This is a genomic window from Hymenobacter glacialis (genome assembly GCF_001816165.1).
GTDB classification, from domain to species: Bacteria; Bacteroidota; Bacteroidia; order Cytophagales; family Hymenobacteraceae; genus Hymenobacter; species Hymenobacter glacialis.
The window spans coordinates 105,846-132,661 of record NZ_MDZC01000133.1 but is presented as its reverse complement, the minus strand read 5'-3'; the positions used below and the strand labels follow the sequence as shown (position 1 = coordinate 132,661).

The window sequence follows — 26,816 nt, the reverse complement described above, 5'->3', positions numbered from 1 at the left end:
TAATCGCCCCTTTGCCGGGGCGATTTTGCTTTTAGCAGGAATTCCCACAGAAACTATGTCAGATATTAAAAAAGAGAAAACCAGCAAGACCAAACTCTCCGACGACTTGCTGAACGCCGGCAGCGGCAAAACCATCAAGCAGCCCAACGTCAACGACGACAAGCTCACCTCCATCACCGAAGTGCGGCACGCCGACGGTGGTGCCGCCATGGCCGTGGAAGACGAGCAGCGCCTGCGCAAGGCCCTTGTGGACAAGGACTGGAACGAAATCAAAATCGCCGACAGCTGGCAGATTTTTAAGGTGATGGCCGAGTTTGTGGAGGGCTTCGAGAAGATGTCCAAAATCGGCCCGTGCGTCAGCATCTTCGGTTCGGCCCGCACCAAGCCCGACAACCCGTACTACCTGATGGCCGAAGAAATTGCCGCCAAGTTGGTACGCCACGGCTACGGCGTTATCACGGGCGGTGGCCCCGGCATTATGGAAGCCGGCAACAAAGGCGCCCGCTCCGAGGGCGGCAAGTCGGTGGGCCTCAACATTGAGCTGCCCTTCGAGCAAACCCACAACATCTACATCGACCAGGACAAGTGCATCGACTTCGACTACTTCTTCGTGCGGAAGGTAATGTTTGTTAAATACGCCCAGGCGTTTGTGGGCATGCCCGGCGGCTTCGGCACCCTCGACGAGCTGTTTGAGGCCATGACGCTGATTCAGACCAAGAAAATCAGCCGCTTCCCCATCGTATTGGTGGGCTCGGCTTACTGGAACGGTCTTTTCAAGTGGGTGAACGACGTGATGCTGCTTGAGGAGAAGAACATCTCGGCCGAGGACATGAACCTGGTGCAGATTGTGGACGACGCCAGCGAGGCGGTGAAAATCATCGACGACTTCTACCACAAGTACCTGTTGTCGCCCAACTTCTAAGACCACGGATTTTTCGAATTTTAGCGAATTTCACGGATTTTGTGGACGGCGCTTTCTGGTTTGAAAACCCTTGCGTTGGAAAGCCGCTTCTTCGGGAGCGGCTTTTTTTGTGGGTAGTTTTGCCTGCGCCCGTCGTGCTCCGCTCTGTTTTTATGCCGCCAGCAATTGTTACTCCTGTGTCAGAATACGACTACCTCATTGTGGGTGGCAGCGCAGCGGGCCTGAGTCTGGCGTACCACCTGGCGCAGGAGCCCCGCCTGGCCGGCAAAAAAGTACTGCTCATAGAGCCCGACGCCAAGGACCAGAACGACCGCACCTGGTCCTACTGGTCGGATACGCCGATGGTCTTCGACGGCATCGCGGCGCATGAGTGGCGCCAGATTGCCTTCCGCAGCCCCGGCTTTGAAAAGGTAATTGACCTGGGTGCCTACCGCTACCGCATGATTCGCGGCCTGGACTATTACCACTTCGTGCGCGAAGCCCTGGCTGGCAAACCCCAGTTCGACCAGGTGCGCGGCACCGTGGAAAGTCTGGAAAACACCGCCACCGGCGTGCGGGCCCAAAGCACCGCCGGCACCTTCTCGGCGCGCTATGCCTTCGACAGCCGCCCGCCTAATCTGCAGCAGCTCAGGCAGCCGCAGAAGCACCGCTACCTGCTGCAGCATTTTGTGGGGTGGGAAGTGGAAACTGATGCCGATGCCTTCAACCCGGAGGTAGTGGAGTTTATGGACTTCCGGGGCGAGCAGCACCACGAGGCCCGGTTCATTTACGTGCTTCCTTTTTCGGCCCGTAAAGCCTTAGTGGAATTCACGTTGTTCTCAGAAAAGCTACTACTGAAAGCCGAATACGAGGCCGCCATCCGCGAGTACCTCGCTACGACTTTAGCAGGCCGGGACTACCGCATTGCGGCCGTGGAAATTGGAGCCATTCCGATGACGGACCATCCGCTGCCCGCCCGTACGGGGGCCCACATCATCAACCTGGGTACGCGCGGCGGGCGGGCCAAGCCCAGTACCGGCTACGCGTTCAAGCGCATTCAGCAGCACTCGGCGCGGCTGGTGGAGGCGCTGGCCCGCACTGGCCATCCGCCCGCCGATACCACAGGCGATAAATGGCAGTTCCGGCTATTCGACACCCTGCTGCTTGACATAATGAAACGCAGAGGCGAGAGCACGCGCGACATTTTCCGGCAGCTGTTCGAACGCAATCCAGTGGAGCGCATCTTCCGCTTTCTGGACGAAACCACTTCCTGGGCCGACAACCTGCGGGTGATGAACTCGGTGACGCCGGGGCCGTTTATGCGTTCCATTGTGCAGCTGCTGCGCGGCAAGCCGGGGCAGCGCTAGGGCTTCAGGTGGCGCGGCGCGGGGCTTGCTCCAGCCACTCGCGGGCCGCCTGCACCGTGTGCGGCGAGAGCGGCCGCAACTGTGGCTGCGGCTCGGATAGGTTGAGTAGGTAGCCGCTTAGGCCGGGCAGGTTGTCGAGGTCGTGGGTGCTGCAGAGTACGGTTTTGCCCTGCTCCTGCACCCAGCCGTGTATCAGGCCGAATACCTGACGGCGGTAGTACACGTCGAGCTGCTGGGTGGGCTCATCGAGCAGGTAGAGCTGGGCATCTTGTAGGCTAAGCTGGGCCAGCCACACCAGCTGCTGCTCGCCGCCGGAGAGCTGGGTAAAGTCCTGCCGGGACAGGTGCCCCATTCCCACGCGCTCGAGAGCGGCGTCGGCCAGGGCGTAGTCGGCGGGTGCGTAGGCGCTGAGAAGGCCGTGGTGGCGGTAGCGCCCCATCACCACCAGCTCCCGCACCGCAATGGAGAAGCCAATGCTGCCCCGCTGCGGCAGGTAGCCCAGCAGGCCCGCTTGTGCCGCGCGCCGCAGGCCGCGCACTTCCTGCCCCAGCAGCTGCACGCTGCCCTCATAGGGCAACTGCCCCGTGAGCACCCGGAAAAGAGTGGTTTTGCCGCTGCCGTTGTGGCCCACCACAGCCACGAAAGCAGGCTCTGGCAAGCACAAAAAAAGGTTGCGGACCAGCACCCTTCCGGGGTAGCCCGCAACCAGATTTTCCACGTAGAGCGTGGGAGTTATCAGCTGAGAGTTATGGGTTATGAGTTTAGCCGGTAGGTCCTTTTTCAACTCGTAACTCATAACTCTCAACTCACAACTCTCCTAGTATTCGTCTTCGTTGAACATGAAGTCCTCCTTGGTCGGGTAGTCGGGCCACACTTCTTCGATGTTTTCGTAGGGCTGGCCGTCATCTTCCAGGGCTTGCAGGTTCTCAACCACTTCCATGGGCGCACCCGAGCGGATAGAAAAGTCAATCAGTTCGTCTTTGGTGGCGGGCCAGGGAGCATCTTCCAGGTAGGAAGCGAGTTCGAGTGTCCAATACATAGTAAGGAGGATAAAAAAAGGTTGGCGAAGGTAGCTGTTTCCTGTCAAAATACAAGCCAGAAAATGCGCTGAAACCGACAACGCAAAAGTTGGCCCAAGGTTTAGCCCGCGGCTTGCGCCTGCTGGCTGAATAAAGCAATCAAGTCGTTTTTCGTGCGAATTTTGCGTTCAAGTGACCGGATTTTGGTTTGCAGCATTTGCCGGAAGGCCTCGTTGGCGGTGCTGATGCTGAGCTTATCCAGGTTGTCGCGCAGCACTTCCAGCTCCTGGTGGTCGTCTTTCAGCAGCTCGCGCAGCGTAGTGGCCCGGAAGCGGGCCCGCTCGGCGGGGGTGGCAGCGGGCTCGCCGCCCACGCGCTTGCGCAGGTGGTACTCCAGCGCGCTGAGCTCAAATATCTTGTCGCAGGCCACCATAAAGCGCTGCCAGATACGGTCCGACTCTTCGCCGCGCACGGTGCCCACCTGCTTCCATTCTGCCTGCAGGGCTTTGGCTTGGTGAATGGCTTCCTGGGGCGGAATGTTCATCAGGTCCTCGGCGCGGCTGGCGAGGGCGCGCTTGCGCTCCAGCAGCACCTCGGGCGAGGCGGCCGCGCCGGGGGCACCGGCCACCTGCTGTGACGCAATGTGCACTTTCAGCCGCTCAAAAAAGAAGTTATTGGCCGCCCGGAAGCGGGTCCACAGCTCCGACGCCTGCTTTTTTGGCAAGGAGCCATTTACCTCGCGCCAGGCCAGCTGCAGCTGCTTGAGCTGGCGGGAAGTGGCTTCAAACTGGTCGGAGTTCTTCAGGTTTTCGGCCTGCTGAATGAGCTCGCGGTAGCGGTTTTGCACCCGCGACGTCATGGCCTTTTTGTCGGCCTGAAACTCTTTGCGGCGGTCGAAAAACGCCTGAATAGCTGTTTGGAACCGGTGTTCCAGCTTGTCGGCCATTTCCTTGTCCACGGGGCCGGTTTTGAGCCAGCCCTGGCGCAGGTCCTTCACTTTCTCGCTGGCCGATATCCACTCCACGCTGTCGCGCAGGGCTTCGGCTTCCTGAATGAAGCCAAGTTTGATGGCCAGGTTCTTCTCGCGGTTGTGGGCCACGGTCACGGCAATGGATTCCTCTGCGTCGGTGAGGTGGCGGTGCAGGCGGGCAAAGTCGCCGAGGCCATCGTAGGTCAGCAGCTGTTCTTTGAGGTGCAGGGCCTTCATCAGAAACGAGCCTTTGTTGTCGCTGGCTTCCATTTTGGAGAGCAACGCGTCTACTTTGGTGTCCAGGGCGTCAAAACGGTGCGCGAAATAGAGCAGCGCGGCATCGTCCGATTCTTTGACCAGGCCTATCTGGCGGGCGGGCTGGCCCAGCACGGGGCGCAGCCACACACCTTCGGCTTCCACGTAGCCGTAGCGCTTGGCTTCGGCCAGCAAGGGGTCGGTTGGTTCCATACTAAATTAAGCTCGTGGGTAGGTGTGTTGAATACGGTGCAGCTGAAACGTGGAACGGGAAGGGGTTACAAGTTTACGCTAAAAACATGACGAATTGGTGTATTCTTAGACGAATGAACAGCTACAGTAGGTGAGAAATACAAGAAGCGGGGAATGACGCATTAAAGGCGAGCAAAACCGGGGTCTGGTTTGGCAGCGCTGCCCTGCCGTTCTTTGCCCCTCAACTCCGGTGCCAAGGCCACTGGCGGCCTCGCCGGGAGTTGAACCAGCGCTGGGGCGCAACAACCCCATTGCTGCTGGCTCACTATTCATTACTTCATTCTCTGCAAACCCCATGAGCGACCAAACCATCATTTTCAGCATGGCCGGCGTGAGTAAGATTTACCCACCCCAAAAGCAAGTTCTCAAGAACATTTACCTCTCGTTTTTCTACGGCGCCAAAATCGGGGTGTTGGGCCTCAACGGCTCGGGCAAGTCGAGTTTGCTGAAAATCATTGCCGGCGTCGACAAGCAGTTTCAGGGCGAAGTGGTGTTTTCGCCGGGCTACTCGGTGGGCTACCTGGAGCAGGAACCCCAGCTCGACCCCACCAAAACCGTGCGCGAGGTGGTAGAGGAAGGGGCCGCCGAAACCGTGGCCCTGCTGAAGGAATACGACGAGATAAACGAAGCTTTCGGGGCCGAGGACGCCGATTTCGACAAGCTGCTGGAGCGCCAGGGCACCGTGCAGGAGCGCCTCGACCAACTCGACGCCTGGAACCTGGATACCCGGCTGGAACGGGCCATGGATGCCCTGCGCACCCCGCCCGAAGAAGCCATCATCGGCAACCTCTCGGGCGGTGAGAAGCGCCGCGTGGCTCTGTGCCGCCTGCTGCTACAGGAGCCCGACGTGCTCCTGCTGGACGAACCCACCAACCACCTCGACGCCGAAAGCGTGTACTGGCTGGAGCAACACTTGCAGCAATACAAAGGCACCGTGATTGCCGTGACCCACGACCGGTACTTCCTCGACAACGTGGCCGGCTGGATTCTGGAGCTGGACCGCGGCTCGGGCATTCCGTGGAAGGGCAACTACAGCAGCTGGCTGGAGCAAAAAACCGACCGCATGGCCAAGGAGGAAAACTCCGAGAGCAAGCGCGCCAAAACCTTGCAGCGCGAGCTGGACTGGGTGCGCATGTCGCCCAAAGCCCGCCAGGCCAAGGGCAAGGCCCGGATGGCCAACTACGATAAGCTGGCCAGCGAGGAGGCCAAGGACAAGGAGCAGAAGCTGGAACTGTTCATCCCCGACGGCCCGCGCCTGGGTGCGCAGGTGATTGAGGCCGAGGGCATCACCAAGGCCTTTGGCGATAAGCTGCTGTTTGAAAACCTGAGTTTTTCGCTGCCGCAGGGCGGCATCGTGGGCATCATCGGGCCGAACGGCGCGGGTAAAACCACGCTCTTCCGCATGATAACCGACCAGATGCAGCCCGACGCGGGCACGTTTGAAGTGGGCCCCACCGTGCAGACGGCTTACATCGACCAGCAGCACGACACGCTGGACGGCAGCAAATCGGTGTTCGATACCATCACGGGCGGCACCGAAACCATGCTGCTGGCCGGCCGGCCCGTGAACTCCCGCGCCTACGTGAGCAAGTTCAACTTCGGCGGCGGCGACCAGGAAAAGAAAGTGGGCACGCTCTCCGGCGGCGAGAAAAACCGCGTGCACCTGGCCATGACCCTCAAGCAGGGAGCCAACCTGCTGCTGCTCGATGAGCCCACCAACGACCTGGACGTTAATGCCATCCGGGCCCTGGAAGACGCGCTGGAGAACTTCGCCGGCTGCGCCGTTATCATCAGCCACGACCGGTGGTTCCTGGACCGGCTGGCCACCCACATTCTAGCCTTTGAGGGCGATTCGGAGGTGGTGTGGTTTGAGGGCAACTTTACGGACTACGAAGAGGCCAAGCGCAAGCGCCTGGGCGACGTGGAGCCGAAGCGCGTGCGGTACAAGAAGCTGGGGTAGTGGCTTTGCCATAGTCAACAGCAACTCGCTAATTAATTTATCCCGAGACAACAGAATACCTCAGTTGCGGAGTAAAAACGTCTCTTAGGGAGGCGCGCTTACTCCGCAGTTGAGGCATTCTGTTGTCTCGGGGCGTAATCGGGTAGTAACACCAGCAAAACGCGGGAACAAAAAAGCCGTCACCCTGCCTGCAGGATGACGGCTTTTTTGTAAGAATACAGTTCACTAACTGCGGCGGCTGCCGCCCATGAAAATCATCACGTAGTAAAGCAGCGTGGCCAGCGAGCTAATGGCGGCCACCACGTAGGTCATGGCAGCCCACCACAAGGCGTCTTTGGCCATGACGTGCTCCTCGGTGGTTACCACACCCCGCGTGTCCATCCAGGCCAGGGCCCGGCGCGAGGCGTCAAACTCCACGGGCAACGTCACAAAAGAGAAGATGGTGGTGAGCGAAAACAGCACAATGCCCAAGCCCAACGGAATCATGCTACGGTTAATCATGAAGACGCCCGCCAGCAGAATCCACGGCATATACTTGGAAACGGCACTGAGCGCCGGCACCATAGCCGAGCGGAATTGCAGCATGGAATAGGCCGTGGCGTGCTGCACGGCGTGCCCGCACTCGTGGGCTGCAATGGCGGCGGCAGCGGCGCTACGCTCGGCGTACACGCCCTCGCTCAGATTCACGGTTTTGTCGGTGGGATTGTAGTGGTCGGTCAGGCTACCGTCGGTGCTGATGATGCGCACATCGGTAATGCCGTGGTCGGCCAGCATGAGCTCGGCTACCTGCGCACCGGTCAGGTTGGCTTTGAGGCCTACCTGCGAGTACTGCTTGAACTTGCTGCGCAGCCGCCACTGAATGGCGAAGCTAACCAGCATGAGCAGAATGAGAATAATATACATGGCAATGAGGTATTAAAACGAAAGAGAAGGGTACTACTGCGCGGATGACCTGCGAAAGCTTCTACATCTTGATTGATTAAAATTACTGTGACACGCTACGCAAAAAACATGCCGCACAGCACTATACGCCCAATATACGGTCCACAATGCGGGAAGTGCTATAGCCCGGCACCAGAGGCACAGTCAGCACTTGCCCACCCCTGTTCAACACCAGTTCATGGCCCACAATTCCGTCGATGGCGTAGTCATCGCCTTTCACCAGCACGTCGGGCTGCACCAGCTCAATAAGGGCCAGCGGCGTGGGCTCGCCGAACAGCACCACAGCATCTACAAAAGCCAGCGAAGCCAGAATACGGGCCCGGGCATCTTCGTCCTGAATGGGCCGGCCGGGCTTGAGGGCACCTACCGACGCATCGGTATTGAGGCCCACCACCAAGGCATCGCCCAAGTGCCGGGCCTGCTCCAGGTAATCGACGTGGCCGAGGTGCAGCAGGTCGAAGCAGCCGTTGGTGAATACCACTTTACGGCCCTGCGTCCGCCATTCGGCCAACGTGGCAGGCAGCTGCTCCCGGGTCCTGATTTTATCTTTTGTCCACATAAAGGGCATTTCTACGGAAGAGGCGCAAGGGGTACTGATGCCAGCGACTTGGCCACTTTGCCTGATTTAATGGCACTGGCAATGAAGCTAATGCCTCCCATGAACACGACCAGTAACGTCTGCGCTCCGTGCACTACCAGCGCATAGGCAATGCCCGCTTCCTTGCTGATTCCATACACCAGCAAGGTGCTCTGCACCATCACGTGGAACACACCAATGCCACCCTGCACCGGCGCCGCCATGCCAAATGCCCCAAACGTGAGCACCGCCAGGCCAGCCTTGGCGTCAAGGCCATACGTTTCGGGAAAGCACTTGAACGCCAAGTAGTCCATCAGATAATACACCAACCAGGTGAAACCGGTATGCAACAAGAATAGGCCCTTGTTCTCCAGCTTGCGCACGCTGAATACGCCCGCCAACAACCCTTTCACAAAGCCCACTACTTTGGCAAAAAGCGTGTATTGCCGCAGTTTTTCGAGGTTGCGAAACAACAGGTACCCAAACACGACAAGCAACAGCACAGCAATGCCCACCAAGGCAAGCAAAGTAGTGCGGTTGGCTGCCAGAGAATCGTATTTATCGGCAAACAGGCTTTGTAGAAATGCCCAGAACTTGTTAAACTCCAGCAGCATAATACTACCTAACAGCAGCAACAACACCAGCACGTCAATCACCCGCTCGGTTATCACCGTGCCCAGCGACACCTCTACCGGCACCCCGCTCGTGCGCCGCAGCACCGAGCAGCGAATGACTTCGCCCATGCGCGGTAGCACAATGTTGGCCAGATAGCCCACCATCATGGCGTGGTACACATTCCAAAACGGCACCTTGTAGCGCGAAGCCGTAAGTTGCATTTGCCAGCGGTAGGCCCGGCTAAAGTAGCCCAGCACCGAGAGCACCATGGTAATTCCTAACCATAAGTAGTTGGCCGTAACAATGTAATGACCGATTCGCGACAAGTCCTGTCCACGCACGGCATACCACATCAGCACCCCCGAGAGGGCCAGCAACAGCGCGTATTTTAAAATGGTAAGTAGCTGTTTCAACTAGCAAATAGAATGGTGATTGTTTAAAAGAGTCCGCAAAGGTAAAGCGCTAACTTTACCGCCTAGCCCGCCACCACAAGGTTGTCAATCAGCCGAACACCGCCCAAATGGGCAGCTAGGCACAGCACCACGTCCCGGTCCGCGGCGTAGTCCGCCAGCGGCTGCAGGGTTTGTGCATCGGCTATCTCGAAATATTCGGGCGTGATGAGCGGCTCACGACGCAGTGCCGCTTCAGCGCTGGCCTTCACCTGACTGGGAGGTACACCCTGGCGGACCTCGGCGGCGGCAGCCTCCAGCACCTGGTGCAGCAGCGGCGCGGCGGCGCGTGCCTCGGGCGCGAGCCGCCGGTTGCGCGACGACATGGCCAACCCGTCAGGCTCCCGGATGGTGGGGCATGTCACAACTTCCAGGTCAAACGACAAGTCCGCCACCAACTGGCGAATCACCGTTACCTGCTGCCAGTCTTTTTGCCCAAAGTAGGCCCGGTGCGGCCGCGCAAAGTGAAATAGCTTGCTTACCACCGTGGCCACGCCGTTGAAGTGGCCGGGCCGGTGCGCGCCCTCCATCACCTGTTCCAGGGAGCCGAAATCGAACCGCAGCACCGCGGGCTGCGGATACACCTCGGGCACGGACGGCACAAAAAGCGCGGTGCAGCCCACCGGCTCCAGCAGCACGGCATCGGCCTCCGGCACCCGTGGATACAGCCGAAAGTCCTCGGCGTTGTTGAACTGCGTTGGATTGACAAAGAGGGTGACTATCACCTCGTCACAATCAGCGCGGGCGGCCTGCACCAGTTGCAGGTGGCCGGCGTGCAACGCACCCATGGTAGGCACCAGGCCCACGCTTTTGCCTGCTTGGCGGGCCTGCTCAGTGTAGGCTTGCAACCCGGCGGCGGTAGTTAGTATCTGCATAGAAGAGGAAGGCTATTGGACTGGCCTCCAAAGTAGGTTTTATTGATTTTCCGCTCAAAATTGTTTAATTTTGTGCACCCATAGCATGGGCTTGTCCCATTCTCTTCAATAATCCCTTATGTCGAAGCTACGAATCCTTTACGCGGCCACCGAAATTGACCCCTTTCTGCAGACCACGAAAGTGGCTGAAATGCTGCGTCGGTTGCCCGCCAGCATGCAGGAAATGGGATGCGAAATCCGCATTTTCGTGCCGCGTTTTGGCATTATCAACGAGCGCAAGAACCGGCTGCACGAAGTAGTGCGCCTCTCGGGTATCAATATTGCAGTGGGCGACGACGAGAAACCCTTGGTTATCAAGGTTGCTTCTATTCCCACGGCCAAGCTGCAGGTTTATTTTATCGATAACGAAGATTATTTCCACCGGAAGTCGGCCTTGGTTGACAAAAACGACAAGTTTTACGCCGATAACGACGAGCGTGCCATTTTTTTCTGCAAAGGTGTGCTTGAGACGGTGAAAAAACTCGGCTGGTCCCCCAACATCGTGCATTGCAGCGACTGGATGACGGGCCTGATTCCGCTGTACCTGAAGACGACCTACAAAAAGGACCCGGTGTTCAAGGACGCGAAGTCGGTGTTCTCAATCTACAACAACGAATTCTCCGACAAATTCGAGGGCAACATCCTCGAGAAAGCCAAGATGCTGGACATCGACGACTCCATGTTGGCGTCGCTAAAAACGGCGGACTTCAGCGGCTTCATTAAGATGGGCATGGAATATGCAGATACTGTGGTCCGGTCCGATGAGGACTTTAGTGACAACATGAACGGCATGTTCACCGAATACGCCCTTCACAACCGGCTAAGCCAGGTAGCCACCGACGAAAACCTGCACTCTTCCTACCTAGCGCTCTACAATGAACTGGCTGCTAACTAGCCGCTATGCTCCCCTGGTAGTTCTCACCGCACTGGCGCTGACCGGCTGCGACGAAGGCACCGACCTGAATGTGGACCTGCCCGGCACGGCATCCACCAGTACCGAGTATATCGAATACAAAACCCCGTTGCTTGACGTGGCCACCGTGCGCATCGCTCCGGTGCAAACCCTCAAAGCCAATCAGTTCCTGGTGGGCCGGCTGAGCGACAACATTGCTGGCACAACCGAAGCAAGGGCTTACCTCAACACCATTACCGTTAGTTCCAAAGATTCGCTGCCGTCGTCATTGACGACGCCGGTGTTGGACTCGGTGGTTTTGGTGATGGGGTTCGACAAGGTGGACGGCAGTTTGACCACGCCGGCGCAGTTCGACGTTTTCAACCTGCAGGCTCCTCTTGACGAGCGGCAATCCTACAACAGCGGTTCGAATACGCCCACGGTGAGCCCGGCGCTGGGCCAAAACATCACGGGTCGCCTCAACCGCACCGTACAGGTGACTACGGCGGCTACCGGAACCACGCCGGCTACCACCGCCACTGTTCCAGACCAGACGGTCCGTTTGGTATTGCAGCGTACTTCGGCCGTCGCCGCACCGTTTGCTCCGGCACCAGCCGTGGCTTCGTCATTCTTCAGCACCACGTTTTTCCCGGCGTTGCGGGGCACCACCTTTACGCAGGCCCAGCTCGATGGCCTGCTGAAAGGCTTGGCCATCACGCCAAGTGCAGGCTATTCCAGTGGCATTGTGAGTTTTGGCCGGGCGTATAACCACCGCTTAGCCTTATTTTTCCACGATGGCGCTGTTCCGGCGCCGCCCTCCACGGTACGCCGGAAATGGCGCTCATTCTCCGTGTTTTTTGGTTCGGTTTACAGCGGCATTAACGGTGCCCCAACCAGCGCCCCAGCCAGTGACCCACGCTACTACACACAAATAATCAACGACTTGAGTGGTACCCCGCTCAATGCGCTGGCCGATGTAACGCAGGCTGTATCCGGCAATTCCGGGGTTCTGAGTGGTACCAGTTACCTGCAGGATGGTGTTGGCCTGGGCACACGCGTGACGTTTAAAAGCCTTGATAAACTGCTGGCCACGCCCGGCGTCATCATCAACCGCGCGGAGCTACGAGTGCCCGTAAAGCCCTTTAGCAACGCGCTACTTACGAATCCTGCCGCCATCTATGCCCTCGAGGTAGATGCCAACAACAGGCCCCTGCAGCGCATTGTCAATTTCATTCCAACCGACCGCGTGGTACAAGCCGACGGGTCAAACCAGTTAGCTACTGGAGTTCCGTCTGTTGGCACGCTGGTGAATTCCAGTGCAACGCAACCCTACTACAATTTGCTTATCACCAGCTATCTACAGGCTTACATTGCCAATAAGCTTGATGGTAATCCGGCGGCACTTGTGCTGGTGCCGAACATTAATTCGGCCCTTACGTTGTCGCTGAATCGAGCTGTAATTGATGCTAACAACATCAGTCTTCGCGTGTATTACACCAAGCGCTAGTCAAGGCTGGTAAGTACGTCGCTAGTGAGCTGTTGCTTTTCAATTCTATTTATTAATTAATTCTTCTGCCATGTGCGGCATTGTCGCTTATTTGGGCCATCGTGAGGCCTGCCCTATTATTCTCAAAGGCCTGCGTCGGCTCGAATACCGCGGTTACGATTCTGCGGGCGTAGCCTTGCTCAATGGTGACCTCAATGTCTTCAAAAAGAAAGGCAAGGTTAGCGACTTGGAAGCTTACATCGCGGACAAGGACACGCACGCCAATGTGGGCATGGGTCATACCCGGTGGGCTACCCACGGCGAGCCTAATGATGAAAACGCTCACCCCCACTACTCTACTTCTCAGCGGATTGCCATTATCCACAATGGCATTATTGAGAACTACGCGGCGCTAAAGACGCATTTGCAGCAGCAGGGCCACACGTTCCATTCCGATACGGACACGGAAGTTTTCGTGAACCTGATTGAGGAAATCCAAAAGCAGAACGCCTGTTCTCTGGAAGAGGCCGTGCGCCTGGCCCTGCACGAAGTAGTGGGCGCGTACGCCATTGTGGTGCTCAGCAAGGATGCCCCCAACCAGCTCATCGCAGCCCGCAAAGGCTCGCCGATGGTAATTGGCATTGGCGAGGGCGAATTCTTTATTGCTTCGGATGCGACTCCTATCATTGAGTACACCAACGAAGTTGTGTACGTGAACGACTACGAAATTGTGGTTATCCGCGATGGGCAACTGGAGATTCGCAGCAAAGAGGACGTAAGCCAGACCCCCTATATCCAGAGGCTGGAAATGGAGCTCGAGAGCATTGAGAAAGGCGGCTACGAGCACTTCATGCTGAAGGAGATTTTTGAGCAACCCCGCTCCATCCTCGATTCCATGCGCGGGCGCCTGGAATTGGAGGCAGGCCACCTCAACATGGGCGGCATTCGGGCGTACGAGCAAAAGTTTGTGAATGCTCAGCGCATCATCATTGTCGCCTGCGGCACGTCGTGGCACGCTGGCCTGGTGGCCGAGTACCTGATTGAGGATTTGGCCCGCATTCCGGTGGAGGTTGAATACGCGTCGGAATTCCGCTACCGCAACCCGGTTATTACGGAGCGCGACATCGTAATTGCCATTTCGCAAAGCGGTGAAACGGCCGACACGCTGGCCGCCATTGAACTGGCTAAGAGCAAAGGCGCAACCATTTTCGGAGTCTGCAACGTAGTGGGCAGCAGCATTGCGCGCGCTACCGATGCGGGTGCTTACACTCACGCCGGGCCGGAAATTGGCGTAGCTTCTACCAAGGCATTCACCGCTCAGGTGACGGTGCTCACGCTGCTGGCCATGATTATGGGCCAGAAGCGCGGCACTATCACCGACACCAAGCTGCGGGAGCTGATGGTGGAGTTGGATACCATTCCGTCTAAAGTAGAGAAGGCACTGCTGCTTGACACAGAGATTCAGGCCATTGCCGAGATTTTTAAGGATGCCACCAATTTCCTGTACCTGGGCCGCGGCTACAACTTCCCCGTTGCATTGGAAGGCGCGCTCAAGCTCAAGGAAATCAGCTACATCCACGCAGAAGGCTACCCCGCCGCAGAGATGAAGCACGGCCCCATCGCCCTGATTGACGAACACATGCCCGTGGTGGTAATTGCCACGCGCGACAGCTCCTATGAGAAAGTGGTGAGCAACATCCAGGAAGTGAAGGCGCGCAAAGGCCGCATCATTGCCGTGGTGAGCGAGGGCGATACCGTCATTCCAGCCATGGCCGAATTTGTGATTGAAGTACCTCACACCAGCGAAGTGCTGATGCCGCTGGTGTCGGTGGTGCCGCTGCAGTTGCTCTCTTACCACATTGCGGTGCTTCGGGGCTGCAACGTGGACCAGCCCCGCAACTTGGCCAAGTCGGTGACGGTGGAGTAGGGCAGAGAACCTAACAACTTTGTAAAACTGTGAAAGGCAGGACAAACGGTAACGTGGGTCCTGCCTTTTCTTTTGCAACTAAAAAGAAAACAACAGGATACGGCCAACGGCTTAGCCTAACTACTTTGGCGCGAAAAAAGTAGTCGCCAAACCGTCCGCGCCATAACATGGGCGGTGCTTCCTCATTTGAAACTAATTTCGGCTCTCCCTAAAAAATGGCTGACTATATGTTGAACGGTTCGCCACTCAGTGCCTGTCGCTTCAGCAGGGGGCACACTTTGTAGCGCTCGTCGTGGGTATCGTGCCACATAGCTTCCAGCACGGCATACACCCGCTCCACACCAATGGCATTGGCCCAAGCAAAGGGCCCGCGTGGGTAGTTGGTCCCGAGCCGCATGCCGAGGTCAATGTCTTGCATGCTGGCTGTGCCTTCCTGCAACGTGAAGCACGCCTCGTTGATGATTTGGCAGACGACGCGGGGCGTGACCAAGCCCACGCGGTCGGCTACCACACGGTAGTCGGTGCCGAGGGCGGCGCAGGTTTCGGCCAGCTTTTGGCGGTTATTTTCGTTCCAAACACTCACTTCCAGAAGTGGACGGTTTACCAGAGTGGGCAGGCCGCAATATCCAAATAGCAGCGCATCAAGGGCAACGCCCTCATATTCCAGACTTTCAATCAGAGATTCATCAGAAGCTTCTACAAAAACCGGGATAGTTAAATGAGCGAAAAGCAAATATGACTGTCCGCCTTCACCACTAAAAACCACGTCAACTGTATCGGCTGCAGCTAGCATGTTCTCCACCATACGGTCCTGTTCAGCACGGTCTGAATAGTTCGTGTTGAAGAAACTGTAATCGTGCGCCGGGCCGAACTTCGCGCGGAACTCCGCTTCTACGTGGTGGCCGTCAATAACCAGAATGTGCATGGTTTCGGTAGTTACTTTGGGCCAAAGATACCTTAACCATTCGCACTCATGGCCCACCAGATTATCCTCACCGACCAAGCTCCCGCCCCCATTGGGCCCTACTCCCAAGCCGTGAAGGCTGGCAACACCGTGTACGTTTCGGGCCAGATACCGCTGGATGCGGCGGGCCAGCTGGTAGCCGGCGACGTAGCCGCCCAAACCCATCAGGTACTCAAGAACCTCACTGCGGTGCTGGCTGCAGCCGGCCTGGCCCTGACCGATGTGGTGAAGTGCAGCATTTTTGTAAAAGACCTCAGCAACTTCGCGACCATCAACCAAGTGTACGGCTCCTACTTTGAAGACGCCACGGCACCCGCCCGTGAAACCGTGGAGGTGAGCCGCTTACCCCGTGATGTGGAAGTTGAGATTTCCTGCATCGCCGTGGGCGCGTAGAAAGTAAGGCAGTCTGCCATCCTGAGCTTGCGAAAGACCTTATCACAAATGAGATTTTATCAAACGCTTGTAATTCAAGCGCGATAAGGTGTTTCGCAAGCTCAGGATGACCAGCTTGTTCGAATTCCTGCAGAGGTCTATACAAGTCCCCATTCCGAGCAACACAGCGCTTCCCTGTTTCCGGGACTGTGCAGTAGTGCTGCGGGGCTTTGCACTTCACCCACCCCAAAAGCCCCACCTGATTACCACCAGTGGGGTGAGCGGTCTTTACTCCGGCGCCTCCCGCTCCCGTGTAGCAGTCTGGAGATAACGCTTCGCGCTAGTGAGTGGCGGCGTTACCTTTGCGACGCGTTCCGGCCGACGGAGTGCGCTTTTTTTGCTTTATGACTGATAGAGAAGTTCGGGTGCGTTTTGCGCCCTCGCCCACCGGGCCGCTGCACATTGGCGGCGTGCGCACTGCGCTGTACAACTATTTGCTGGCCCGCAAGCTCGGCGGCAAGATGCTGTTGCGCATCGAGGACACCGACCAAAACCGCTTTGTACCCGGCGCGGAGGAATACATTCTGGAGGCATTGGCCTGGTGCGGCATCGTCATCGACGAAGGCCAGGGCGTGGGCGGCCCCCACGGCCCCTACAAGCAGAGCGAGCGCAAGCCCATGTACAAGCAGTACGCCGACCAGCTCATTGCCGGCGGCCACGCCTACTATGCCTTCGATACGCCAGAGGAGCTGGACGCTATGCGCGCCCGCCTGCAGGCCGCCAAAGTGCCCAACCCGCAGTACAACAGCATTACCCGCGCCCAGATGCGCAATTCGCTCACCCTGCCCGAGGACGAGGTGAAGACCCTGCTTGATAGCGGCGCACAGTACGTGATTCGCCTGAAGGTGCCCCGCAAGGAGGAAATCCGCTTTCAGGACATGATTCGCGGCTGGGTGGTGGTGCATTCAAGCGCCGTAGACGACAAGGTGCTGATGAAGTCGGACGGCATGCCCACGTACCACCTGGCCAACATCGTGGACGACCACCTGATGGAAATCTCCCACGTGATTCGGGGTGAGGAGTGGCTGCCCTCGGCGCCGCTGCACGTGCTGCTGTACCGCTACCTGGGCTGGGAAAGCACCATGCCGCAGTTTGCCCACCTGCCCCTGCTACTGAAGCCCGACGGCACCGGCAAGCTCAGCAAGCGCGACGGCGACCGCCTGGGCTTCCCTGTGTTCCCCTTGGAATGGCACGGCACCGATGCCGAAACCGGCGAACCAACCATCAGCAAGGGCTACCGCGAAGAAGGCTACCTGCCCGAAGCGCTGGTGAACTTCCTCGCCTTTCTGGGCTGGAACCCCGGCACCCAGCAGGAGATTTTCTCTATGGACGAGCTGATTCAAGCGTTTTCGATTGAGCGCGTGAGCAAGTCACCGGCCAAGTTCGACCAGAACAAGGTGAAGTGGTTCAACGAGCACTACCTACGCGCCAAGCCCGATGCCGAGTTGGCACCTTACCTGCTCACGGCCCTCACCGAGCACGGCATCACCTGCTCGCGGGCAAAAGCCGAACAGATAGTGGGCGTGATGAAGGAGCGGGTAAGCTTCCCGAACGACTTTTGGCAGGAAGCCAAGTACTTCTTCCAGGCACCCACGGAATACGACCAGGCCGTAATCAGCAAAAAGTGGAATCCCGAAGTAGCAGCAGCCCTCGTCGCCTACGCAGCGGCCATTCCCACTGCTTCCGATGCTACGGCCGACGGCCTGAAAACCTTGTTCAACCAAACCATGGAAGCGCAGGGCCTCAAGCCAGGCCAGGTGCTGCAAGCCCTGCGCGTGGCCGCGACCGGCGCCGCGCGGCCCCGACCTGTTCGAAACCCTGGTGATTCTAGGCACGGACGAGGTAGCTACCCGCTTGCGAACCGCCGCGAGCTCACTAAGCAACTAGCTTCGAAAACCGGATAATGCGGCATTTAGTGAGAAGGGCTGGCCGATGGCCGGCCCTTCTGCGTTAGGTTCTGCGGCGGCACGCCACCTCTCGGCCGTGGTTTGCGTAAAGTGATGTATTAGTCGTAGCCTCACCATTATCCCACCATGGCCAAGAAACCCGTAAAACCCAAGTCGAAAACTCAGGACCCCGACAAGAAAGCCCGCGTTCACAAGGAATTGGAGGGCTTCGAAATCGGCGTTAATCCGTTGGGCGAAATCACCTCAAACTATAGCATCGAGCAGATAAACCAATTTCTGGGCCGGCACGTGCGCGACAAAAAGTTGGTGGACCGCGCTGGCCAGTTTGGTGAAAAGCCCGGCGAAGACGATGCCGACGACGAAGACTTCCCCATTGCCGACGCCGAGCATGCGCCCGAGCCAGAGGAAAGCGACGAAGAGTTTATGAAGCGCAGTAGCCAGGAGGCCAAGCGCAAAAAAGCCGCAGCCAACCCGGATGCTGCGGCTGCCAAACTCCGCAGCACCTCATCCAAGAAGGACTAGCCACCGCGCCAGACAGTTTCTGACCACTGCTTGGCAGCCGATGGGCGGCCGTGGCGGCACAGCCTGCTGTATGCGGCGATGCAGTAAGCTTCGTCATACAACGAACCCGCACTTCTCACTTCCTTTCCCATTTTTTCTGTACCATGCTTTCTCACGACGTTGACTTTCGCATCCTCGGTTCCGACATTCAAGTGCTTGAAATTGAGCTGGACCCCAACGAAACCGTAATCGCGGAGGCCGGAGCCATGGTTTACATGGACGAGGGCATTGCGTTTGAAACCAAGATGGGCGACGGTTCCGAGCCCGACCAGGGCCTGATGGGCAAGCTGTTTTCGGCCGGTACGCGCCTCATTACCGGCGAGTCGCTCTTTCTCACGCACTTCACCCACCGCGGGGGCTACGGCAAAAGCCGGGTGGCCTTTTCGGCACCCTACCCCGGCACCATCATTCCCGTGAACCTGGGCGACATGCCCAACGGCCTCATTGTGCAGAAAGATGGTTTTCTCGCGGCGGCACGGGGCACCAAAATCAGCCTGCACTTCAACCAGAAACTGGGCGCGGGTCTTTTTGGCGGCGAGGGCTTTATCCTGCAAAAGCTCACCGGCGATGGCAAAGCCTTCGTGCACGGCGGCGGCACCATCATCGAAAAGAAGCTTAACAACGAGCTGTTGCGCGTAGACACGGGCTGCGTAGTGGCTTTTGAGCCGAGCATTGATTTTAGCATTGCCCGCGCCGGGGGTCTGAAATCGATGATTTTTGGCGGAGAAGGGCTCATGCTAGCCACCCTGCGCGGCACCGGCCGGGTCTGGATTCAATCCATGCCGGTAAAAAAGCTCATTCGTGCCCTGGCGCCAGGCGGAGGCAATTCCCAAAAGGAGGGCGGCGGGGTACTCGGCGGCCTGCTGGGCGAGTAAGCCCGCAGGGCGACCACCGCAACGTGTTAAGGCGTGCCTTTTTAGCCCTCGGCAAGGCCTGTTATCACGAAGCCCAACACCACGGCTATCACCAGCCCAATAGCAATACCTACGCGCACCAGAAACTTGTAGTCGCCGGATTCGTCGTGCTTGCGGCGGTCGGCTTGGCGGCGTTCGCTACGGGACTTGTAAGGGCGCTGGTAAGCCGTTTTGTTCGAAGATGGATGTATCGTCTGCAATGGCGTAGTTGGAAATATTGCGGTAATATTACTAAGTAATCAGCAGACACCCATGTACGTACCGGGCTAAGAATCAGTTGTGCCCAGCAAATGGTTGGTTTTTCCGGGCCAATACTTTCGCCTGCCAAGGGAGTGGGCTGGGCACTAGTTGTGGCCGGGGCAGGAAGCGGCGCGCAATACTGCCTCCAAAACATCGCGGGAGTTAAGCAGCCGCGGGACTTTGTGCTGGCCACCCAGCTTGCCCTGGCTGCCAAGCCAGGCCTCGAAAGTGCCCGAGGGCACGGCATGCAGCCGGGGGGGCGCCAGCGCCAAACTGCGGTGGCGCTTGGCAGCATAGTCTGAATTGAGGGCACACAGCGTGGCATCGAGTACGGCGCCAAACCTATCCAGGTCGGGGGAGTCGGCCGACGCGAATTCGATGGCCCACTCGTGGCCCCCGCGCGAAGTGGCACTGCCCACGGCAAACCAAATCGGGGCCGCGGTGAAGTCGCGGACGGCCACCCCCGTGGCTTGGCTGGCGGCGGCCACGGCGGCTTCGGCATTTTCAATCACCACTTCTTCGCCAAAGGCGTTGAGAAAATGCTTGGTTCGGCCCGTGATGCGCACCCGGTACGGCCCCAGCGACGTGAAACGCACCGTGTCGCCCACCACGTAGCGCCACAGCCCGGCGTTGGTGCTGATGACCAGGGCGTAGGGCCGGTGCAGCTCTACTTCAGCCAGCGACACGGGGCGGGGGTTGGGGCTGGCCCACTGGTCGGCGGGCAGGAATTCGTAGTAGATGCCGTGGTCGAGGAGCAGCAGCAGGTCCTCGCTCTCGGGCTGGTCCTGCAGGGCAAAGTAGCCTTCGGAAGCGCTGTAGATTTCGAGGTAGCGCATGCGCGCATCGGGAATGAGCTGGCGAAACAGCTCCCGGTAGGGGCCAAAGGCCACTGCGCCGTGCAAAAACAGCCGCAGGTGCGGCCACACATGCGTAATGTCGGGCACACCGGCCAGCGCCACCACGCGGCGCAGCAGCACCACCATCCAAGTGGGCACACCGGCAAGGGTGCGCACGTCCTGGTGCATCACGTGCACCGCAATGCGCTCTATTTTCTCTTCCCACTCATCCAGCAGGGCCAGGGCAAGCGGTGGGGTGCGCAGCTGCTCGGCCCACCGTGGCAGCTGCTGCATGATAACGGCCGACACATCCCCGGCCCGCGACGTGGCGCCCGGCGGCCGGAGCGGGTTGGCAGTGTGCGTGCCGCCCAACGACAGGGTTTTGCCGGCGAGCAACCGCTCCTGGGGGTAGAAGTGCGTGGCCAGCGCCAGCATGTCGCGCCCGGCACGGTAGTGGCACCCGTGCAGCGCTTCGGCCGTGACGGGGATATACTTGCTGCGGGCGTTGGTGGTGCCGCTCGACTTGGCAAACCATTGCGGCCGGCCCGGCCACAGCACATCGGACTGGCCCCGCATCACTTTTTCCAGTTCCGGGTAAAGTTGCTCGTAGGTGCTCACGGGCACGCGGCGGCTAAATTCGGCCGGCGTCAGGCGCTCATTATAGCCGTAGCGCCGGCCCCATTCGGTGCCCTGGGCGCGCACCAGCAAGTGGCGCAGCACCTGCGCCTGCACTTCCAGCGGCCGCTCCCGCAGGCGGGCCAGCCGGGACAAGCTCCCCCATTGAACGGCACGGGCTAATAGCTGGTCGAGCATAGGGTTTTAGGGTGCGGTTCTACGTCATGCTGAGCTTTTCGGAGCAGCTCTACTGCAACAGTAAATCCTTTCGATTGGATTACTCCCCTGGTAGAACTGCTTCGGCTGCGCTCAGCATGACGTGCTGTATCGTTGTTCTCCAAAACTTACACGTTTCTCTTCAGTTCGAAGTTTTTGCCCAGGTACACGCGCCGCACGGTTTCGTCGCTGGCCAACTCTTCGGCGGTGCCGGCTTTGAGCAGCTTGCCTTCGAAGAGCAGGTAAGCGCGGTCCACGATGCTGAGGGTGGAATTCACGTCGTGGTCGGTGATGAGCACGCCGATGTTGCGGTGCTTGAGCTTGGACACGATGCCCTGGATTTCTTCGGTCGCAATGGGGTCGACGCCCGCAAAGGGTTCATCGAGGAGCACAAATTTGGGGTCCACGGCTAGGGCGCGGGCTATTTCAGTGCGCCGCCGTTCGCCACCGCTCAGCACCTTGCCCAGGTTTTTGCGCACGTGGGTGAGGCTGAACTCATCCAACAGCTCCTCGACCTTGGCATGGCGGGCGTCTTTCTTCATGCTCGTCATCTCGAGCACGGCCATGATGTTTTCTTCCACGCTCAGGTCGCGGAACACGCTGGCCTCCTGGGCCAAGTAGCCCACGCCCAGCCGCGCCCGCTGGTAGATGGGCATGTTGGTTATCTCGGTGGTGTCAAGATAAATGCGGCCGGCGTTGGGTTTCACCATTCCTACCATCATGTAGAAGCAGGTGGTTTTGCCGGCGCCATTGGGGCCCAGGAGCCCCACAATTTCGCCCTGCTCCACCGTCACCGACATGTCGTTGACGACGGTGCGGGCTTTGTATTTTTTGACGAGGTGGTCAGCGCGAAGAATCATAAAGCAAAGGTATGGACTAGCGCCACGGCAGGCCGATAGCCCAGCAAACGTTTAATGCGGCATAAATTAGTAGGCACGCCTAACAAATGGTTTACAACATTTCTTCCTTTTACCCCCAAAATATTACCTGCCCAAATTCTTTTTTTCTGTTATGATAATAAAAAAACCTGCTCTTTGCAGGTGGTGCCGTCCTGGTGGGCGCTTCCAGCGCCCACCAGGACGGCTTTCAGGTTTACCTACCCAGTCAGCAGAGCATTGGCATGGGTGGGCCTTTCCATGGAACAAGCTGCGCAGTTTATGCCCTCCGGTGCCATGGCCGTGCTCCGCTAAAACGCCGTGCAGGTGGGCGCATGCGCCACGTTTGCCCGGCTGGCGTTTCGGCCAGCAAGCGGTGGCCCCCAGCGCCAGCTGGAAAACACGACCGTGACGCCGCTTAACGTGTACGCCAGCTTTGGCACCAAGAAAGGTTCCGGGCCGGCATTTCGGTTTACACGCCCTAAGGCTCCACGCTGAAGTACAAAAAGGGTGGGAGAGCCGCTTTGCCCTCACCGAAATCACGCTGCGCGCCATTCACGTGCAGCCCACCGTGAGCTACGCCATCGCCGACCAGCTGAGCGTGGGCGCTTATCTAAGCAAGAACCTACGAAACGGCCACTTGCGCCGCCAGGTGCTGCGCGATGAGCTGGGCGTGGTGCCGGCCGTTTTCGATGAACCAGCGGCTGGTGGCGCGCCCACCGCACACGGTGCCGGCCACAAACAGGCCGGGCCGGGTGGTTTCGTGGGTGGCGGGGTCAAAGAGCGGGGCGCGGGCTTCGTCGGCAGGGTCGGGCTCGACGCCGAGCCGGCCGAGCAGGGCCTCGTCGGGGTGGTAGCCGGTGAGGGCGTACACGAAGTTGGTGGGAACGGTGAGCGGGCCGTCGGGCGTGCGGATGTCCACGGCCTCGGGGTGAATGGCGGTGATGGTGGCGTTGAAGTGGGCCGTGATGCGGCCTTCGGCAATGCGGTTGACGAGGTCGGGGCGAATCCAGTACTTCACGGAGTCGCTGATGGCGGGGCCGCGCACGATGAGCGTGACGGTGGCCCCGGCGCGGGTGAGCTGCAGGGCGGCTTTGGCCGAGGAGTTTTTGGCCCCGACCACCACCACGTGCTGGGCCACGTGCTGGTACGGCTCCTTGTAGTAGTGGCTGACGGTGGGCAGGTCTTCGCCGGGCACGTTGAGCGGGTTGGGCAGGTCGTAGAAGCCGGTGGCCACTACCACGTTGCGGGTGCGGATTTCGCCCTTGTCGGTGGTCACGGTGAAGTCGCCTTGCTCGCCCTCCAGCTTCAGCACCTTTTCGTAGAGGCGCAGGGTCAGTTTTTCGTCGCGGGCCACGCGCTGGTAGTAGTCCAGGGCGTCTTCGCGCAGGGGCTTGTAGTGGCTGGTAGGAAACGGATAGCCGCCGATTTCCAGCAACTCGGGCGTGGAGAAAAACTCCATGTTGGTGGGGTAACCAATAATGGAATTGACCAGCGCGCCCTTTTCGACCACGGCGGTGCGCAGGCCGCGGCGCTGGGTTTCGAGGGCGCAGGCCAGGCCTACGGGGCCGGCCCCGATGATGAGTACGTCGAGCATATGTGGATGAATGTATTTCTGGAAGCGCACCTTGGCGCGTTTCCACACCATGTTCCCACGGTGCGCGTTGCGTATCCGGGATTTGTGTGGCAGCACCGACCTTTGCGCCATGCGTACCTGTGACTTGTGCGGCAGCACCGATTTTAAGAAGCTGCCTTTCTATTACGAATTCGAGGGCCAAAAGCTGCAAGGCACCCAGTGCCGCCGCTGCGACCTGATGTTTCTCGACCCCCAGCCCACGCCCGCGCAGCTGGAACGGCTTTACGGCAAGGACTATTTTACGGAGCGGCCCAACTACGACCGCACCCAGCAGGAGGTCGTCTTCATTGAAGAAGGCCAGAAGCAGAGCGCATTAAACCAGGTGCGGCCCGACAAGTTCACGAACTACATCCTGGCGAAATACCCCGGCCGCAAGTTCCGCTACCTCGACGTGGGCTGTGGCCCTGGCTACACCCTCAAAAGCCTGGAGAACCTAGGCTGGCAGGCACACGGCCTCGAAATATCCGAGCACGCCGCCGACTTTGCCCGCCGCGAGCTGCACCTGCCCGTGGTGACCGGCAACATTGAAACCACCGAGGATTTCCACGAAAACCAGTTTGACCTGGCCTACATGGGCGATGTGCTGGAGCACCTGCTCTCGCCCGCCGCCACGCTGGCCAAGTTCCACCGCATTCTGGAGCCGGGCGGGCTGCTGGTGCTGGCGCTGCCCGCCACGCTCAACCTGCCCACGGTGCGCCTGGGCTTTGCCGCCTACGGCCTGCTGGGTAAGGAGCGCAAGATGGATATTCCGCCCTATCACTTATTCGAATTCACCCCCGCCACCATCAGCAAGATGCTCAAGCAGCAGGGCTTTGAAGTGGTGGAGCTGCTGAACCCGGTGAAGCCGCCGAAGAATATTCGCCTGGGCGGCAGCGCGGTGGAGAAGGTGGGCAAGCTGGCCGGGCAGTACCCTACGTACTATTTGAATAAGCTGACCGGCCGGTTTGGAGACAGGATGTTTGTGGTGGCGCGGAACGTGAAGTAAGCGCCCTCCGCGTCAACCTCACCCCCTGACCCCCTCTCCAAAAAAGAGGGGGCACCGGTTCAGCTTTAGATGAATAAGAAAAGGCCTGCTGTGCAGCAGGCCTTTTCTTTTATACGCCAAAGTCAAGTCACGCATAACCGGTGCCCCCTCTTTTTTGGAGAGGGGGTCAGGGGGTGAGGTTGACGCCAAGCGCGACTACTCCAGCAACTCCGTGCTGCGCTTCACAAACTGCGTCAGGGCCTCGCCCTTCAACATGCCCTGGGCCAGCAAGGCCAAGTCAAACGCCTGCTTGGCGATTTTCTCGCCGCCTTCGGCCAGCACTTTTTGGGTGAGGGGGTGGTTGGCGTTCACGGTCACGTCGTACGACTCGGGGAAGGCGCCGAACATCTGCATGCCGCCCCCGCCGCCGGTGCGCTGCATATCTTTCATGCGGCGCATAAACTCGTTCTGGGTGATGACCACGGGGGCGTCCTGGGGCGAGAGGGCCGCTACTTTCACGTGCATGGCCTCGTTGGCGATGGCCGACTTGAAGAGGTCCGAGAGCTTGGTTTGCTCGTCTTCGCTCAGCACGCTTTCGGTGGTGGTGTCTTTCTCGATGAGCTTGCTCACGGTGTCGGCATCCACGCGCTTGAAGCTGGTTTTTTCCAGCTTTTGCTCCAGTTGGCCCACGAAGTGCGGGTCGAGGATGTGGTCGAAGTTCAGCACGTCGTAGCCACGCTCCTGGGCGGCGGCCACGAAGCCGTGCTGGTGCTCGGCGTCGTTGGTGTAGAGCACCACGGTGCTACCGTCCTTGTCCTGCTGGTTGGCCTGGATGTGCTCGGTGTACTCATTAATGGTGAACAACTTGTCGTTCACACTTTTGAGTAGCACAAAGTCTTTGGCTTTGTCGTAGAACTTCTCATCCGAGAGCATGCCGTACTTCACGAACATGCCGATGTCGCCCCACTTTTCCTCGTAGCCGGGGCGGTCCTGCTTGAAGAGGCCACTGAGCTTGTCGGCCACCTTCTTGGTAATGTAGGTGTTGATTTTACGCACCGCCGCGTCGGCCTGCAGGAAGCTGCGGCTCACGTTCAACGGAATGTCGGGCGAGTCAATCACGCCGTGCAGCAGCATGAGGAACTCGGGCACCACGTCCTTCACCTCGTCGGTGATGAAGACCTGACGCGAGTACAGTTGAATCTTGTTGCGCGAGAACTGCAGCTCGTCCTTCACCTTGGGGAAGTAGAGAATACCCGTCAGATTGAAGGGATAGTCCACGTTGAGGTGAATCCAGAACAGGGGCTCGTCCATGCTCATGGGGTAGAGCTCCTGGTAGAATTTCTTGTAGTCCTCGTCGGTGAGTTCGGCGGGCTGCTTGGTCCAGATGGGGCTGGTGTCGTTGATGAGCTGGCCCTCGAACTCGATGGGAACGGGCAGGAATTTGCAGTACTTGGTGAGGATGGTGCGCAGGCGGGCTTCCTCCAGGAACTCGTCAGAGTCCTCGGCTACGTGCAACACGATGTCGGTGCCGCGCTCGGTTTTGGCGTGCTCGCCGGTGGGCTCGTCCAGGGTGAATTGCGTGCTGCCGTCGCACACCCAGTGGGCGGTCACGGTGTCTTCTTTGTACGATTTCGACCAAATTTCAACTTCTTTCGCCACCATGAAGGCCGAGTAGAAACCCAGGCCGAACTGCCCAATTATCTGGTCTTTGGTGGCGGCGTCCTTCTCCTTGTATTGCTCCACAAACTCGGTGGCGCCAGAGAAAGCAATCTGGTTGATGTACTTCTTGATTTCTTCAGCCGTCATGCCCAGGCCATGGTCGGAAATCGTGATTTTGCGGGCTTCTTTGTCCACGGTCACGCGCACTTTCAACTCGCCCAGCTCGCCTTTAAACTCGCCCAATTGGGCCAGGCTCTTCAGCTTTTGGGTGGCGTCAACGGCGTTCGAGACTAATTCCCGCAGGAAAATCTCGTGGTCGGAGTACAAGAACTTCTTGATGATGGGGAAGATGTTCTCGGTATGGATGGAGATGGAGCCGGTTTCTTGCATGATAAGGGGATAGGGAAACGGTTGGATGCGGACGGAATGGCCGGGCACAGGGGGCCGGGCCCCGGCATACACGGCATTCAA

Annotated in this window: 23 protein-coding genes and 1 pseudogene; 11 read left to right on the top strand and 13 right to left on the bottom strand. The window is 58.8% G+C overall.

The annotated features are described in order from the left end of the window. Nucleotides 1–55: 55 nt before the first annotated feature. The gene (locus BEN48_RS17770) at nucleotides 56–922 is read left to right on the top strand and encodes an LOG family protein (protein WP_083321198.1); all 867 of its coding nucleotides are present in this window, start codon (nucleotides 56–58) and stop codon (nucleotides 920–922) included. Between the two features lie 152 nt (nucleotides 923–1,074). Next, on the top strand, nucleotides 1,075–2,268 hold the full coding sequence (locus tag BEN48_RS17765) for a lycopene cyclase family protein (RefSeq protein WP_083321197.1): 1,194 nt from the start codon (nucleotides 1,075–1,077) through the stop codon (nucleotides 2,266–2,268). A 4-nt stretch (nucleotides 2,269–2,272) separates the two neighbouring features. Here BEN48_RS17765 and BEN48_RS17760 read toward each other — a convergent pair whose 3' ends face one another. The 3 genes from BEN48_RS17760 to BEN48_RS17750 all read right to left on the bottom strand — a co-directional run bounded on the left by BEN48_RS17760 (nucleotide 2,273) and on the right by BEN48_RS17750 (nucleotide 4,725). Then, nucleotides 2,273–2,953, bottom strand: a complete 681-nt coding sequence (locus BEN48_RS17760; RefSeq protein ID WP_394330938.1) for an ABC transporter ATP-binding protein — start codon at nucleotides 2,951–2,953, stop codon at nucleotides 2,273–2,275. 132 nt (nucleotides 2,954–3,085) lie between these two features. Then, the gene (locus tag BEN48_RS17755) at nucleotides 3,086–3,307 is read right to left on the bottom strand and encodes a DUF2795 domain-containing protein (protein WP_035561220.1); all 222 of its coding nucleotides are present in this window, start codon (nucleotides 3,305–3,307) and stop codon (nucleotides 3,086–3,088) included. Nucleotides 3,308–3,408: 101 nt separating this feature from the next. Continuing rightward, nucleotides 3,409–4,725, bottom strand: coding sequence for a DUF349 domain-containing protein (locus BEN48_RS17750; RefSeq protein ID WP_070736531.1), 1,317 nt, complete (start codon nucleotides 4,723–4,725; stop codon nucleotides 3,409–3,411). Between the two features lie 334 nt (nucleotides 4,726–5,059). Here BEN48_RS17750 and ettA point away from each other — a divergent pair, with 334 nt between their 5' ends. Further along, complete coding sequence (ettA, locus tag BEN48_RS17745) at nucleotides 5,060–6,724, top strand: energy-dependent translational throttle protein EttA (protein WP_070736530.1); 1,665 nt, start codon at nucleotides 5,060–5,062, stop codon at nucleotides 6,722–6,724. 225 nt (nucleotides 6,725–6,949) lie between these two features. On the opposite strand, the gene BEN48_RS17740 is transcribed toward ettA, so the two are convergent. From BEN48_RS17740 to panC, 4 genes are all read right to left on the bottom strand, one after another. Beyond that, nucleotides 6,950–7,627, bottom strand: coding sequence for a zinc metallopeptidase (locus BEN48_RS17740; RefSeq protein ID WP_070736529.1), 678 nt, complete (start codon nucleotides 7,625–7,627; stop codon nucleotides 6,950–6,952). Between the two features lie 121 nt (nucleotides 7,628–7,748). Continuing rightward, the gene (gene rfaE2 / locus BEN48_RS17735) at nucleotides 7,749–8,225 is read right to left on the bottom strand and encodes a D-glycero-beta-D-manno-heptose 1-phosphate adenylyltransferase (protein ID WP_070736571.1); all 477 of its coding nucleotides are present in this window, start codon (nucleotides 8,223–8,225) and stop codon (nucleotides 7,749–7,751) included. A gap of 11 nt (nucleotides 8,226–8,236) precedes the next feature. Next, the gene (locus BEN48_RS17730; protein WP_083321195.1) at nucleotides 8,237–9,271 is read right to left on the bottom strand and encodes a lysylphosphatidylglycerol synthase transmembrane domain-containing protein; all 1,035 of its coding nucleotides are present in this window, start codon (nucleotides 9,269–9,271) and stop codon (nucleotides 8,237–8,239) included. Between the two features lie 62 nt (nucleotides 9,272–9,333). Continuing rightward, nucleotides 9,334–10,182, bottom strand: a complete 849-nt coding sequence (gene panC, locus BEN48_RS17725; protein WP_070736528.1) for a pantoate--beta-alanine ligase — start codon at nucleotides 10,180–10,182, stop codon at nucleotides 9,334–9,336. A 118-nt stretch (nucleotides 10,183–10,300) separates the two neighbouring features. Here panC and BEN48_RS17720 point away from each other — a divergent pair, with 118 nt between their 5' ends. The 3 genes from BEN48_RS17720 (at nucleotide 10,301) to glmS (ending at nucleotide 14,526) form a co-directional block, all read left to right on the top strand. After that, entirely contained in the window at nucleotides 10,301–11,116 is an 816-nt protein-coding gene (locus BEN48_RS17720) for a glycogen/starch synthase (protein ID WP_070736527.1), read from the top strand. After that, on the top strand, nucleotides 11,097–12,620 hold the full coding sequence (locus BEN48_RS17715) for a DUF4270 family protein (protein ID WP_070736526.1): 1,524 nt from the start codon (nucleotides 11,097–11,099) through the stop codon (nucleotides 12,618–12,620). The genes BEN48_RS17720 and BEN48_RS17715 overlap by 20 nt, the downstream gene beginning before the upstream one ends. Nucleotides 12,621–12,690: 70 nt before the next feature. Further along, entirely contained in the window at nucleotides 12,691–14,526 is a 1,836-nt protein-coding gene (gene glmS / locus BEN48_RS17710; protein WP_070736525.1) for a glutamine--fructose-6-phosphate transaminase (isomerizing), read from the top strand. A gap of 223 nt (nucleotides 14,527–14,749) precedes the next feature. On the opposite strand, the gene BEN48_RS17705 is transcribed toward glmS, so the two are convergent. After that, nucleotides 14,750–15,451 carry a 3-hydroxyacyl-CoA dehydrogenase family protein gene (locus BEN48_RS17705; protein WP_070736524.1) on the bottom strand — a complete coding sequence of 234 codons (702 nt, stop codon included), beginning with the start codon at nucleotides 15,449–15,451 and terminating at the stop codon, nucleotides 14,750–14,752. A gap of 48 nt (nucleotides 15,452–15,499) precedes the next feature. Between BEN48_RS17705 and BEN48_RS17700 the strand changes: the two genes are divergently transcribed. From BEN48_RS17700 to BEN48_RS17685, 4 genes and pseudogenes are all read left to right on the top strand, one after another. Next, nucleotides 15,500–15,883: a Rid family detoxifying hydrolase gene (locus BEN48_RS17700; RefSeq protein ID WP_070736523.1), complete on the top strand. Its 384-nt coding sequence runs from the start codon at nucleotides 15,500–15,502 to the stop codon at nucleotides 15,881–15,883. A 383-nt stretch (nucleotides 15,884–16,266) separates the two neighbouring features. Further along, nucleotides 16,267–17,809, top strand: a pseudogene (gene gltX / locus BEN48_RS17695) (glutamate--tRNA ligase). Nucleotides 17,810–17,955: 146 nt separating this feature from the next. Next, nucleotides 17,956–18,351 (top strand): hypothetical protein, encoded by a 396-nt coding sequence (locus BEN48_RS19310; protein WP_070736522.1) that lies wholly within the window; start codon nucleotides 17,956–17,958, stop codon nucleotides 18,349–18,351. A gap of 143 nt (nucleotides 18,352–18,494) precedes the next feature. Further along, nucleotides 18,495–19,265, top strand: coding sequence for a TIGR00266 family protein (locus BEN48_RS17685; protein ID WP_070736521.1), 771 nt, complete (start codon nucleotides 18,495–18,497; stop codon nucleotides 19,263–19,265). Between the two features lie 41 nt (nucleotides 19,266–19,306). Here the strand turns inward: BEN48_RS17685 and BEN48_RS17680 are convergent, their stop codons facing one another. From BEN48_RS17680 to BEN48_RS17665, 4 genes are all read right to left on the bottom strand, one after another. Beyond that, the gene (locus tag BEN48_RS17680; RefSeq protein ID WP_070736520.1) at nucleotides 19,307–19,504 is read right to left on the bottom strand and encodes a hypothetical protein; all 198 of its coding nucleotides are present in this window, start codon (nucleotides 19,502–19,504) and stop codon (nucleotides 19,307–19,309) included. A 144-nt stretch (nucleotides 19,505–19,648) separates the two neighbouring features. Continuing rightward, nucleotides 19,649–21,193 (bottom strand): GH3 auxin-responsive promoter family protein, encoded by a 1,545-nt coding sequence (locus BEN48_RS17675; RefSeq protein ID WP_070736519.1) that lies wholly within the window; start codon nucleotides 21,191–21,193, stop codon nucleotides 19,649–19,651. A gap of 146 nt (nucleotides 21,194–21,339) precedes the next feature. Next, nucleotides 21,340–22,071, bottom strand: a complete 732-nt coding sequence (gene lptB / locus BEN48_RS17670) for an LPS export ABC transporter ATP-binding protein (RefSeq protein WP_070736518.1) — start codon at nucleotides 22,069–22,071, stop codon at nucleotides 21,340–21,342. A gap of 640 nt (nucleotides 22,072–22,711) precedes the next feature. Further along, nucleotides 22,712–23,683 (bottom strand): YpdA family putative bacillithiol disulfide reductase, encoded by a 972-nt coding sequence (locus BEN48_RS17665; RefSeq protein WP_070736517.1) that lies wholly within the window; start codon nucleotides 23,681–23,683, stop codon nucleotides 22,712–22,714. Between the two features lie 109 nt (nucleotides 23,684–23,792). Here BEN48_RS17665 and BEN48_RS17660 point away from each other — a divergent pair, with 109 nt between their 5' ends. Next, nucleotides 23,793–24,707, top strand: coding sequence for a class I SAM-dependent methyltransferase (locus BEN48_RS17660; RefSeq protein WP_158010240.1), 915 nt, complete (start codon nucleotides 23,793–23,795; stop codon nucleotides 24,705–24,707). Between the two features lie 195 nt (nucleotides 24,708–24,902). Here BEN48_RS17660 and htpG read toward each other — a convergent pair whose 3' ends face one another. Continuing rightward, nucleotides 24,903–26,735 carry a molecular chaperone HtpG gene (gene htpG / locus BEN48_RS17655; protein ID WP_070736569.1) on the bottom strand — a complete coding sequence of 611 codons (1,833 nt, stop codon included), beginning with the start codon at nucleotides 26,733–26,735 and terminating at the stop codon, nucleotides 24,903–24,905. Between the last annotated feature and the right edge of the window lie 81 nt (nucleotides 26,736–26,816).

Coding starts and splice junctions, on each gene's coding strand:
- BEN48_RS19310 (WP_070736522.1), top strand. CDS start 17,956: ATGGCCAAGAAACCCGTAAAACCCAAGTCGAAAACTCAGGACCCCGAC.
- ettA (WP_070736530.1), top strand. CDS start 5,060: ATGAGCGACCAAACCATCATTTTCAGCATGGCCGGCGTGAGTAAGATT.
- BEN48_RS17660 (WP_158010240.1), top strand. CDS start 23,793: ATGCGTACCTGTGACTTGTGCGGCAGCACCGATTTTAAGAAGCTGCCT.
- BEN48_RS17665 (WP_070736517.1), bottom strand. CDS start 23,683: ATGCTCGACGTACTCATCATCGGGGCCGGCCCCGTAGGCCTGGCCTGC.
- BEN48_RS17675 (WP_070736519.1), bottom strand. CDS start 21,193: ATGCTCGACCAGCTATTAGCCCGTGCCGTTCAATGGGGGAGCTTGTCC.
- BEN48_RS17715 (WP_070736526.1), top strand. CDS start 11,097: ATGAACTGGCTGCTAACTAGCCGCTATGCTCCCCTGGTAGTTCTCACC.
- BEN48_RS17755 (WP_035561220.1), bottom strand. CDS start 3,307: ATGTATTGGACACTCGAACTCGCTTCCTACCTGGAAGATGCTCCCTGG.
- glmS (WP_070736525.1), top strand. CDS start 12,691: ATGTGCGGCATTGTCGCTTATTTGGGCCATCGTGAGGCCTGCCCTATT.
- BEN48_RS17700 (WP_070736523.1), top strand. CDS start 15,500: ATGGCCCACCAGATTATCCTCACCGACCAAGCTCCCGCCCCCATTGGG.
- BEN48_RS17705 (WP_070736524.1), bottom strand. CDS start 15,451: ATGCACATTCTGGTTATTGACGGCCACCACGTAGAAGCGGAGTTCCGC.
- panC (WP_070736528.1), bottom strand. CDS start 10,182: ATGCAGATACTAACTACCGCCGCCGGGTTGCAAGCCTACACTGAGCAG.
- BEN48_RS17770 (WP_083321198.1), top strand. CDS start 56: ATGTCAGATATTAAAAAAGAGAAAACCAGCAAGACCAAACTCTCCGAC.
- BEN48_RS17765 (WP_083321197.1), top strand. CDS start 1,075: ATGCCGCCAGCAATTGTTACTCCTGTGTCAGAATACGACTACCTCATT.
- BEN48_RS17720 (WP_070736527.1), top strand. CDS start 10,301: ATGTCGAAGCTACGAATCCTTTACGCGGCCACCGAAATTGACCCCTTT.
- htpG (WP_070736569.1), bottom strand. CDS start 26,735: ATGCAAGAAACCGGCTCCATCTCCATCCATACCGAGAACATCTTCCCC.
- lptB (WP_070736518.1), bottom strand. CDS start 22,071: ATGATTCTTCGCGCTGACCACCTCGTCAAAAAATACAAAGCCCGCACC.
- BEN48_RS17750 (WP_070736531.1), bottom strand. CDS start 4,725: ATGGAACCAACCGACCCCTTGCTGGCCGAAGCCAAGCGCTACGGCTAC.
- rfaE2 (WP_070736571.1), bottom strand. CDS start 8,225: ATGTGGACAAAAGATAAAATCAGGACCCGGGAGCAGCTGCCTGCCACG.
- BEN48_RS17740 (WP_070736529.1), bottom strand. CDS start 7,627: ATGTATATTATTCTCATTCTGCTCATGCTGGTTAGCTTCGCCATTCAG.
- BEN48_RS17685 (WP_070736521.1), top strand. CDS start 18,495: ATGCTTTCTCACGACGTTGACTTTCGCATCCTCGGTTCCGACATTCAA.